Raw genomic sequence first — 10719 nt, 5'->3', positions numbered from 1 at the left:
CGGCGTCGTGAGAACGTCAGGGTAGAAACCAACAAGACGTAGTCAAATCAACCGTGCATGCGTCGTCATTTTCTTGCTTGATGCCTTCCATGACGCGCGTCCACAATTGGCGAGTCGCGTCAGTTGGCTCAGACACTAGGAATGATTCGTCACCCTCATAAGGGGTATAGTTTTTCTGGATGAAGTCGCGAACGTCAACGGCTTTGCTCCAGTTACCTTCAACAAATCCTTCCCATGTATTGGAATTGTGCTCAGACATGTTACACCTACCTGTTCTCTTTTCAAAAAGATGTGTATTGGGACCAGAGGCAGTCATAGTGTTGTGTCAATATGGCTGACGCTGTGACCCATCGATTTATCCGGATGGCCCGCCCGAGAGCGGGACCGTGTTATTACAATAAAGGTGGAATGCCGGGAATCATTCCAACTGCCAACATGGCAGCCACACAAATGATCACTGTGGCGGTTGGAATCACCAGACGATCGATGCTAGATAGCGTATTAGGACGCTCTTTATCACCAATAAGACCGTTGTTGTCCAAGAGCATAGTAACTGCCCAACCAAAGACTGGATTAACAGCCATGGAGGCGAAAATACAAATACCGGCTGACTGGCTAGACTTCGCGTCTTTGACCATTTGCATCCCTGCTTCAAGAAGCGGCAGGAAAACACCTGATAACAATGCAATGGTCATCACCGGAGGCCAGGTTGCCACGTCCATTGGATAACCAATCAACGCAACCGCAATACATAACAGACCAAGGACAATCGCGCCGCCAGGAATCGGACGACGGGCAATCGCCGCGGGAATCATATAGGTGCCCCATGATGAGGTGATGTTACCGCCACCGACGGATGCCCCAACGATTTGGCGGATAGAGCACCCTGTCATGGTGTCATCAACATCCATCAATACCTTTTCGGCCTTTTTCGGGTAATTAAGTTCCTGGAAAATACGGTGGCCGAGAAAATCCGGTGACCACATTGCGACCGCGAGCAGCGCAAATGGCAGTGATGCAAGAAAGTGCGATAGGGTCGGTAAGCCCATTTGCCAACCTTGCTCGGTTGAGCCCCACCAGTAAACCGGATTGAGGTTTGGCACGCCAGGTTGTGTTACAAATTCCAGTGATGAGCCGGCACCTAATGCAGTGGCAATCAATCCACCGGTGACCGCACAAACAGGGATCGCCAACCAGCGTTTACCAATGCGAGCCAAAAAGGCATAAATCACAATCGATACGGCCAGAATTAAAATGGAAATATAGCCCATATCAATCGCAGCACCCCAAGCAAGCAGGCTCTCAATCTGACCTTTCGCACCGCCAAAGCCGAGGAAAATGAGCAAACCACCTGCCACCCCCTGGCTGGTTAAGTTGACTAATTTTGAACCACCTTTGACATAACTAAGTGTCAAACCAAAGGCACCGATTAGGATCCCTAATGCGAGTGGGTGTGCACCGGCGAGTGCAATGGTACCGACAAGCGGGATCATCGGGCCATGATTACCGGCTAGGTTAGCACGTGGATTGATAAATCCGCACAAAAGGACACAAAAAAGGAGGGCGGGAATCAGCATTTCAACGCGAGCGACCTCAACGGCAAACGCTTTGCCCAAGGTAATGTGATCCCAAGAAGCGGTGAGTCCCTCCGCCCATGACATCATCACTGCAGAATACATAGCGATAATGCCGATGGTACCGGCCAGCGCAGGAACAAGGTCCTCAAGTTCAAAACGGAAGTCACGGCCGGGCAGGTTCAAACCCCAACGGCGCGGACGCATAATTTGTAGTTCGTGATTCAGGTAGTCAGCCCGGGAGGCAAATGAAGAAGCCGGCTTGTGCTTCTTTTTATATTCGCTCTTTTCATCGTGACTCACACTGCGGTCTTGAGCATGTGTTGCCATAATTTCCTCGTCTACAGAAAGCAAAAGCTTTCGAAACAGCGACTTAGCCAGTCTTGGTTTATTTTTAACGCTGGCCTTGCGGCCGTGTTCTGTTTCGTTATCAGCATGCTAACAACAGGGTGGTTCTCGAATGTTGACTTAGATCATTACCGTGTAATTTTTTTACGTGCTAGGCCGCTTGTGCCGAAGTTTTAGGCCCATTATCGCGCTCATTGTACCTATCAAATCGCTATTTTGTAATTAAATTACCAATGAAAGCGATAAATATGTGCTACAAAACAGCAAGATAACCACGCTTCTGTGTCCCTTTCTATTATGTATATTATGAGTGCGTGTCAATAAATAAAGACAGTGATCGTTTGTTTGCTGTAGTGAATAAAAAAGATAGGTTATAGTCGAAGTGTTGTCTTCTAAAAATGGATTTTAATATTGCGGCGCGTATATTTTTCTCTCTTTCCGTATCAAATGCTTCTTTCTGTTAGTCGTCGACGTGCAGTGATGCTTCTATTGTTGCTGCCATTCGCGACGGTACAGGCGGCGGATCTGGGGACCGTGAGTGCATCCATCGAACGCGGGGATTATCAGCAAGCCCTGAACCTATCAGCGTCTTTACTGGCGCAGCAAGGCGAACCGACACCTCCCTCATCACAGCGAGCAGAACTTTGGCGCTTACAAGGCGTTGCGCACCTTTATCTTGAGCAACGCGCCGAGGCTTATCGTGCTTATCAGAAAGCGTTGGTGCTGAACGCGCTGAATGAAGACAGTGAGGCGGATGCACTCGCCGCTGTCATTCGCTTGGCGTTTCGCGTGAATCAATACGAGGAAGTGTTGAACTATGCGCGACAACTCAGTGAGCAGCATCATTTACAACCGTCATTGGGGCGTCTTGCGATGCAGGCCGCTTATTCGCTGTCGCGATTTGATGTGGCGATCGACTATGCGCGCCAGCTTCAAGAACTTAATGCGCTTGATGCCTTTGCATTACAAACGAAAGCCCTGAGTGAGATGGCGTTGTCGCGTTATAGCGCGGCGGCGGCAACCTTTGATCAGTTAACGAGGGAGACAGATCTTGCCCCCAAGTGGGTAGAGCAAGCCGCCCGTGCCCATGCTAAAGCAGGATCCCATTCGTCTGCGCGACAGTATCTTGCGCGTGCCAAGGCGGATATCACGTTATACCGGGCGATGGCTGCCTCTTTACTTGATAATAACGATGCTAAACAAGCGTTATTATACTGGCAGCAGGGGCTACAGCAGCTTGGGCGTGTAGCAACGCGTGATGAGCAGCTATTTATGGTGCAATGTCTGATAAAAATGATCAGCGTGTGGCGGCCCTTAATCGAATTAGTGAAGTCAATTTGACCGAGCCTGATAAACAGACGTTGAAGTTACAGGTGATGCTGGCTTATCAATTAAGCCATTGGGAAGAGGCCATTGATACGGCACAAGTGGCGCTGTCATACGGCCTGAAAGACGATCGGATGTTGTGGCAGTGGCTATCAATCAGTGCAATTAAAGCTGGCGATTATGCCCTTGCCGACTATGCGCTTGACCAATGGCAAAGCAAGGATCCGTCTGAACTTGTCGAGCGCTGGCGAGAGACGCTTCAACTTCTGAAAGCAAAACGTGCAACACAGCGTGACAGCCACACGTCGTAATCCGACCCAGCCGGTGTCTATTATTTAGGGGTGGGGTGCTTGTTTTTTCAGCATTAAATAGTGAGTTTGACTTTTTATGCAGCAATAGTGACTATAATAGAGTTAATTTAAAGGTTAACAAAATGTTGCTCATCAAAGGAAGGGGTGATATTTTCAATCCATAAACCAAACACAACCATTATCACGGATGATAGGAGTTAGCGCATGACGGATGCAGTAGCAGCTACAAGTTAAGTCTCTTAAAAAAGCTTTGGGCAGCATCAAGTGCTCAAAGGCATTTCACTCGACGCCCACCGCGGCGACGTCATCTCGATTATCGGCTCATCTGGATCAGGAAAAAGCACGTTCCTGCGCTGCATTAACTTATTAGAAACCCCCACTGGCGGCGAAATTTGGGTCAATGGTGAATTGATCAAAATGAAAAATAACCGTGCTGGTGAGCCGGTGCCAGTCAGTGATAAGCAAGTACAGCGCATTCGTTCCCGCCTAGCGATGGTATTCCAGGGATTTAATCTGTGGTCTCACATGACGGTGATGCAAAATGTGATTGAAGCGCCGATTCATGTACTCGGCGTGCCCAAAGCACAAGCGATTGAAGACGCTGAGGCTTTTCTGCATCGGGTTGGCTTATACGAGCGTCGTGACTACTATCCCGGCCACTTATCAGGTGGCCAGCAGCAGCGTGCGGCGATTGCACGTGCGCTTGCTGTCGAGCCGGAAGTACTCCTCTTCGATGAACCAACCTCAGCCCTTGACCCTGAATTAGTCGGGGAGGTGCTTGGAGTGATGCGTTCACTGGCCGAGGAGGGACGCACCATGTTGGCGGTGACCCACGAAATGAGTTTTGCGCGTGATGTGTCTAACCACGTGATGTTCTTGCATCAAGGATGGGTGGAAGAACAAGGGGATCCCAAAGCCTTGTTTAATGCGCCTGATTCAGAGCGCCTGCAGCAGTTTATATCCTCCATATACTGATTAATTAAATAGGCTTATCAATAGCATAACCATGCAATTGGGCCGTTGCCCACACAACATCGTCAAACGACAGGAGAAAGGAAGATGAAAAAATGGCTAGTTGCTGCCGCCGTGATGGCCGCAGTTGGGTCAACCTCCGTTGCAGCCAAGGATTGGAAGGTCGTACGGTTTGGTATTGAAGGCGCCTACCCTCCATTTAGCTGGACCACGAACGAAGGTGATCTTAAAGGCTTTGATGTCGACATGGCCAATGCACTGTGTGAGGAAATGCAGGCCAAGTGTAAAATCGTGGCGCAAGACTGGGACGGGATCATTCCGTCACTGTTAGCGCGTAAATACGATGCGATTATTGCCGCGATGTCGATCACAGAAGAGCGTAAAAGAAAAGTGGATTTCACCAATAAATACGCGTTGATCCCGAACAAATTTGTCGCCGAAAAAGGTACGGATCTGACCTTTACCAAAGAGGGCTTAGATGGCGTGAAAATTGGCGTACAGCGTGCCACCACACACGACAAATACCTGACTGATAACTACGATGATTCGGTCGATATTGTTCGCTACGGTACCTTTGATGAAGCCTATCTTGACCTAAAAGCAGGCCGTATCGAGTCAATACTCGGTGATGCGTCAGCACTGCAACAAGGGCTGCTCGATAAAGACGGTGGCGATGAGTTTGAATTCATTGGTCCATCGTTAACAGACGCTGAGTGGTTTGGCGAAGGCTTTGGTATTGCCACTCGCAAGCAAGACAAAGCATTGACTGAGAAGCTTAACCAAGCAATTGATTCATTGCGTGAAAAAGGCGTGTATGACGAGATTGCGGCCAAATACTTCGACTACGACGTTTACGGCGAGTAAGAGGCAGGCGGGCAGCATGAAAGTGCTGCCCGAATCATATGATTGATTTGAAAGGTTACGAGTGGTCCCTGCTAGAAGGCGCATGGTTGACCCTTCAGGTTGCGCTATTATCACTGAGCTTAGCCATGCTGCTAGGGATGCTCGGTGCGCTTGCCAAATTGTCTAAATTGGGTTGGTTGCGGGGTATTGCCACGGTTTATACCACGGTGATCCGTGGGATCCCTGACTTAGTGCTCATGATGCTGATTTTTTACGGCGGTCAAATGCTGCTAAATAATAGCTTGTATGGCATGAATGAATGGCTCAATGAGTACATGGCCGGACAAAACCCTGATCATGACTGGACAGCCTATTTACCCGACTATATCGACGTTAGCCCGTTTATCGCTGGGATCTTAACCATTGGCTTTATTTTTGGGGCTTACATGGCTGAAACCTTTCGAGGGGCCATCATGGCGGTGGACTCTGGCGAAATGGAAGCCGCGCGTGCTTATGGCATGAGCAGCAGTTTGGCGTTTCGTCGCATCTTACTGCCACAAATGATCCGGCATGCGCTGCCAGGGTTTGGTAACAACTGGTTGGTATTGTTAAAAACCACCGCGCTGGTGTCCATTATTGGCTTGGATGACATGGTGCGTAAAGGTGCGTTAGCAGCTGGCTCGACCCAAATGCCATTTACGTTTTACTTTACCGTCGCGCTCATTTTCTTGCTCTTTACCAGCATCTCGACCACCGGGCTGCGTTGGATGGAGCGTCGCTTTAGTATTCATACGCGGTAGGTGACTATGGATTTTTCACTTGTACTCGAAACTTGGCCGATTTATCTCGATGGCCTTTGGACCACCGTATGGCTGGTAGCCTCCGCGTTAGTAATTGGCTTGCTGGTGGCGGTGCCTGTCGCTGTGGCGCGCAATGCACAGTTTCCCCTTTGGCGTTATCCGGCCTGGGCATTTATCTATTTTTTCCGTGGTACACCGTTGCTGATCCAGCTGTATTTGATTTACTACGGCCTTAGTCAAGTAGTAAACGTTGAAGATTCGTTGTGGCAACATGCATGGTTTTGTGCTCTAGTTGCGTTCGTTCTCAACACTGCCGCGTACACCGCGGAAATTATTCGTGGCGCTATCAATGGCTTGCCCAAAGGAGAAGTAGAAGCGGCGATTGCTTATGGCATGAGTCCGTATAAAGCTTTTTCGCGGATCATTCTGCCCAGTGCGATGCGTCGTGCTTTACCGGCGTACAGTAACGAAGTGGTGTTTATGCTACACGGCTCAGCGGTGGCGGGCATTATCACCATTGTCGATTTAACCGGTGCCGCTCGGATTGTGAATTCGCGCTATTATGCACCGTTTGAATCGTTTTTGACTGCCGGTGTGTTTTATATGGCGCTGACATTTAGCATCCTATGGATGTTCCGATTGGCCGAGCGTCGCTTCCTGCGTTATATGCGGCCATTAAGCTAGCGCTCACAACAGACTCGTCGCTATAAACACAGACTTATCGCTATAAACGACAAACGCCGCAGCATGGCCATTATGCTACGGCGTTATGATATTGGAGCGGACCGTTAAGCGTGTTTGCACTGCAAACTAGTAGACCTATTTAAACGTGGCCCAAATTGGTGCGTGATCGGAGGGTTTTTCAATTCCGCGTAACTTGTAGTCAATCCCCGCTTCAATACAGCGACTGGCAAGATCTTGGGTGGCTAACACCACATCAATGCGCAGACCACGGTTATCATCAAAACCGCGTGAGCGGTAATCAAACCACGAGAACTGGTCATTCACTGCTGGATGCAGCGCGCGGAAGGTGTCGACAAAGCCCCAGTCCATCAAAGTACCGAGCCATTCGCGCTCTTCAGGTAAGAATGAACATTTACCGGTGCGTAACCAGCGCTTGGCATTTTGTTCGCCAATGCCAATATCCTTGTCTTGCGGGCTAATATTAATGTCGCCCATTACCACCAATTGCTCATTAGGATCACGGCCATCCAAGTAAGCCATTAAATCTTGGTAGAATTTACGTTTTGCAGGGAATTTGGTTTCGTGGCTGCGGTTTTCCCCTTGTGGGAAATAGCCATTGAGTACCGTGATGGGTTGGCCATTTTTATCTTCAAAGGTGGCCATAATCATTCGGCGCTGGGCGTCTTCATCATCGGTTGGGAAGCCTTTTTGCACACGTGTTGGCGTTTTTTTACATAGCATTGCCACGCCGTAATGGGCTTTTTGACCATGGAAGTGCACTTCATAGCCCATGGCTTCGACATCAGCGAGTGGAAAAGCATCATTATGCACCTTGGTTTCTTGCAACCCGATCACGTCAGGTTGGTGCTTTTCAATTAAGGCTTGCAGTTGATGTAAACGCGCACGAATACCGTTGATATTAAAGGAGATGATTTTCACGTGTGAGGCTGCCTTTGTTGTCTTATTGAGAGTAAGACACTTTACCAGCTTCGTTCGATGAACGGAAAGGCGGCCTCAATGCAATGCTCGGCAAGTGATGACGAGAATGCGCGGTACGTGAATAAGGGGGAGGTTAGCTTGCGATCGAAAAGGCGCCTAAGCACTCACCTTGACTAAAAATTGCGCCTTCTTGGGTGCAGGGGTCAAAACGCAGTGTCGGTTGAAACAAAACAGGAAGACGATGAAGCAAGTGCTTGAGGATAATGTCCCCGTTGAACTGATGAACCGCGACTTGCCAGTTAGCATGTTTGGGTAAAGAAAAATTAACTATCAATGGCGTTCCTTACTGATTTAAAGGTTGCTGAAGGGGTTTGTGGTTGTGTTTGCGTACGGCGTAAATGGTACCAGTGACGCAGTCTGCCGTTTGTTGCAGCCATATTGGATCTCCATAGGTTTAGAGGTTCGTGATGCTTAACGATATGTGCCGCTCCATGAGCCAGCACCTTGTCAGTCAAGCCATCACCACAGGTAAAGTGATACCAACGCATTATTGTTAACCAATAAATAAGCGTGATAGCAAAAAAGGTATTCAAGTTAACGGGTTATCAATATAGGAAAAAAGCGAAAGTGGAATGTTTCAGAGAGTCTATGCGGAAAATAGCGTGGTCTGTCTCGACTTTGACTTGATGTCTCATGATGCTCCGTATCTAGAGCGCCAACGAGAATACAGTATTGATAGTGAATGTAAAGCATTTTGTTAAAGAATCACGTCACCGTTTAACAGAAACATATTTTTACTCACTGTGCCTTTTTCTGGATATTAATTGGCTGGGTATTAATTGACATATGGGAAAACATATATATGATCTATCATATATAAAAAGTGCGGACTATATTGATGTGTGACACCCTAACGTTTTACAAAGCCTTATCTGAGCCCACTCGGCTTATCTCTCTATTGCTGCTGTCAGAGCACGGTGAACTATGCGTATGCGACCTGATGGAGGCGTTAGCGTTGAGTCAGCCTAAAATCTCACGGCATCTGGCTGAGTTGCGTAAGCACCAATTGGTCGTCGGGGAGCGTCGAGGAAAGTGGGTCTATTACCAGCTTCATCCTGCATTACCCGACTGGATGGTCGGTATTTTACGCGCCACCGCCATCAATAATCCATCGCTACTGGTCTCCGTTCCCTCAGTGATGCAGGGAAAAACGGCTTGTGAGCATCGTCTATAGTTTGCGTGTCGCATTATGATCCGTCTGAGTGGATTCAACGTCAGTCATAACCAAGGATTTTTATTATGTCTCAAACAGAAACCTGTTCCCCGTCGGCTGCCCAAAAAATGGGGTGGCTTGATCGGTATTTAACCGTATGGATTTTCCTCGCCATGGCCATAGGGGTCAGTATAGGGTGGGTGTATCCAGAAGTGGCGACCCTCAGTGAGCGCTTATCGGTCGGCAGCACCAATGTGCCGCTGGCGATTGGCTTGATTTTAATGATGTACCACCACTGGCAAAAGTGAATTATCGCTTATTGGGGTCGGTCACGCGTGATAAAAAAGCCATCACGCTGTCGCTGGTCATGAACTGGATTGTCGGCCCTATTCTCATGTTTGCACTGGCGGTGCTGTTTTTGCGCGATGAGCCCGGCTACATGGCGGGGGTGATATTGATTGGCCTTGCACGTTGTATTGCCATGGTCTTGGTGTGGAATGACATCAGTGGCGGTAACAAAGAGTATGGCGCGGCATTGGTCGCACTGAATAGCTTATTTCAGATCGTCACCTACAGTGTAATGGCGTGGCTGTTTATTACCGTTTTGCCACCCATGCTGGGACTACAAAGCTTTGTGGTGGATGTCACCATGGGCGACATCGCGCAAAGTGTGCTGATTTACTTGGGTATTCCTTTTGCAGCGGGTTACCTATCACGTGCCGTGTTGGTCGCTAAAAAGGGTGAGCAATGGTACGAGGATGTCTTTCTGCCACGTATCTCACCGATGACGTTAATCGCTTTGTTGGCGACCATTGTGTTGATGTTTAGCCTCAAAGGGGAAGCGATTATTGCGTTGCCACTCGATGTTTTACGTATCGCCGTACCGCTCATTATCTACTTTGTGTTGATGTTCTTTATTAGCTTCTTTGTGGGCAAAAAACTGGGGATCCCCTATGACCGCAACGCGTCGATTGCATTTACCTCATCAGGTAATAACTTTGAGTTAGCGATTGCCGTGGCGATTGCGGTGTTCGGTATTCACTCTGATCAAGCCTTTGCGGGCGTGATTGGGCCACTGGTTGAAGTGCCTGTGCTGATTGCCTTGGTGAATGTGGCGCTGAGGATGAAACGGCGTTATGACTAGTCAGTTGTCGTCAACGTCGACTATGCCATGCTTGCTTGAGGCATGGCATGATTATGAATCGTCGCTTTATCGTTGGCTAATCAAACAAACCCATGATGACGTGCTGAGTGCCGATGTGTTACAGGAGACCTTTCTACGGGCGTTGCAACACAATGAACAGTTTTGCGCGGTGCAACAGCCGCGCGCCTGGTTGTATCGTACCGCCCATCATTTGTTGATCGACAGGTATAGAAAACAAAACAAAGTATTACTGGTTGAGGATCCTGAGCCACTTCCTGATAGCCGCGATGCGCCGCCAGCGATCACCGGATTAATGGCGTGCCTACCCCAAGCGTTGTGGCGCTTGCCAGACGAACAGCGTGATGTGATTGAGCAATGTGATCTCGGTGGCGTCACTCAGCGTGATTATGCCGACTCTCATCAACTTTCACTGCCGGCGGTTAAATCACGCATTCAGCGTGCGCGACAGCATTTGCGAGAAATACTGCTGGCGCAGTGCAACATTCAGTTCGATGAACACCATCGGATATGTTGCCATTTGCGAGATTCAGACTGATTTTTTTGC

Annotated in this window: 11 protein-coding genes and 2 pseudogenes; 9 read left to right on the top strand and 4 right to left on the bottom strand. The window is 48.8% G+C overall.

The genetic code is table 11. The features are described 5' to 3' along the window. Positions 1-34: 34 nt before the first annotated feature. Together DZ54_RS0111795 and DZ54_RS0111790 are read right to left on the bottom strand one after the other, a co-directional pair. Positions 35-259 (bottom strand): annotated as a pseudogene (locus DZ54_RS0111795) (hypothetical protein); the annotation flags it as partial. Between the two features lie 133 nt (positions 260-392). Next, the gene (locus tag DZ54_RS0111790) at positions 393-1904 is read right to left on the bottom strand and encodes a DUF3360 family protein (RefSeq protein WP_025674271.1); all 1512 of its coding nucleotides are present in this window, start codon (positions 1902-1904) and stop codon (positions 393-395) included. Between the two features lie 429 nt (positions 1905-2333). Here DZ54_RS0111790 and DZ54_RS0111785 point away from each other — a divergent pair, with 429 nt between their 5' ends. From DZ54_RS0111785 to DZ54_RS0111760, 6 genes are all read left to right on the top strand, one after another. Continuing rightward, positions 2334-3263: a tetratricopeptide repeat protein gene (locus DZ54_RS0111785; RefSeq protein ID WP_128080516.1), complete on the top strand. Its 930-nt coding sequence runs from the start codon at positions 2334-2336 to the stop codon at positions 3261-3263. Then, on the top strand, positions 3260-3559 hold the full coding sequence (locus DZ54_RS0111780) for a hypothetical protein (RefSeq protein ID WP_025674269.1): 300 nt from the start codon (positions 3260-3262) through the stop codon (positions 3557-3559). Before DZ54_RS0111785 ends, DZ54_RS0111780 begins: the two co-directional genes overlap by 4 nt. Positions 3560-3823: 264 nt before the next feature. Next, entirely contained in the window at positions 3824-4534 is a 711-nt protein-coding gene (locus DZ54_RS21325) for an ABC transporter ATP-binding protein (RefSeq protein ID WP_051416015.1), read from the top strand. An 84-nt stretch (positions 4535-4618) separates the two neighbouring features. After that, the gene (locus DZ54_RS0111770) at positions 4619-5395 is read left to right on the top strand and encodes an ABC transporter substrate-binding protein (protein ID WP_025674268.1); all 777 of its coding nucleotides are present in this window, start codon (positions 4619-4621) and stop codon (positions 5393-5395) included. Between the two features lie 38 nt (positions 5396-5433). Further along, complete coding sequence (locus tag DZ54_RS0111765; RefSeq protein WP_025674267.1) at positions 5434-6174, top strand: ABC transporter permease; 741 nt, start codon at positions 5434-5436, stop codon at positions 6172-6174. A gap of 6 nt (positions 6175-6180) precedes the next feature. After that, the gene (locus DZ54_RS0111760; protein ID WP_025674266.1) at positions 6181-6858 is read left to right on the top strand and encodes an ABC transporter permease; all 678 of its coding nucleotides are present in this window, start codon (positions 6181-6183) and stop codon (positions 6856-6858) included. Positions 6859-6993: 135 nt separating this feature from the next. On the opposite strand, the gene xthA is transcribed toward DZ54_RS0111760, so the two are convergent. Continuing rightward, positions 6994-7797, bottom strand: a complete 804-nt coding sequence (gene xthA, locus DZ54_RS0111755; RefSeq protein WP_025674265.1) for an exodeoxyribonuclease III — start codon at positions 7795-7797, stop codon at positions 6994-6996. Between the two features lie 133 nt (positions 7798-7930). Next, a complete protein-coding gene (locus DZ54_RS0111750; protein ID WP_025674264.1) occupies positions 7931-8131 on the bottom strand; it encodes a hypothetical protein in 201 nt (66 codons plus the stop codon). A gap of 564 nt (positions 8132-8695) precedes the next feature. Between DZ54_RS0111750 and DZ54_RS0111745 the strand changes: the two genes are divergently transcribed. The 3 genes and pseudogenes from DZ54_RS0111745 (at position 8696) to DZ54_RS0111735 (ending at position 10710) form a co-directional block, all read left to right on the top strand. Beyond that, positions 8696-9031 carry a metalloregulator ArsR/SmtB family transcription factor gene (locus DZ54_RS0111745; protein WP_025674263.1) on the top strand — a complete coding sequence of 112 codons (336 nt, stop codon included), beginning with the start codon at positions 8696-8698 and terminating at the stop codon, positions 9029-9031. A 65-nt stretch (positions 9032-9096) separates the two neighbouring features. Beyond that, positions 9097-10154: pseudogene (arsB, locus tag DZ54_RS21320) on the top strand (ACR3 family arsenite efflux transporter). Further along, positions 10147-10710, top strand: a complete 564-nt coding sequence (locus tag DZ54_RS0111735) for a sigma-70 family RNA polymerase sigma factor (RefSeq protein ID WP_081721659.1) — start codon at positions 10147-10149, stop codon at positions 10708-10710. Before arsB ends, DZ54_RS0111735 begins: the two are co-directional and overlap by 8 nt. The last annotated feature ends 9 nt before the right edge of the window (positions 10711-10719 follow it).

Source organism: Salinivibrio socompensis S35, from assembly GCF_000513715.1.
Taxonomy (GTDB): domain Bacteria; phylum Pseudomonadota; class Gammaproteobacteria; order Enterobacterales; family Vibrionaceae; genus Salinivibrio; species Salinivibrio socompensis.
The sequence above is the reverse complement of the archived record's forward strand: the minus strand, read 5'-3'. Positions and strand labels throughout refer to the sequence as shown.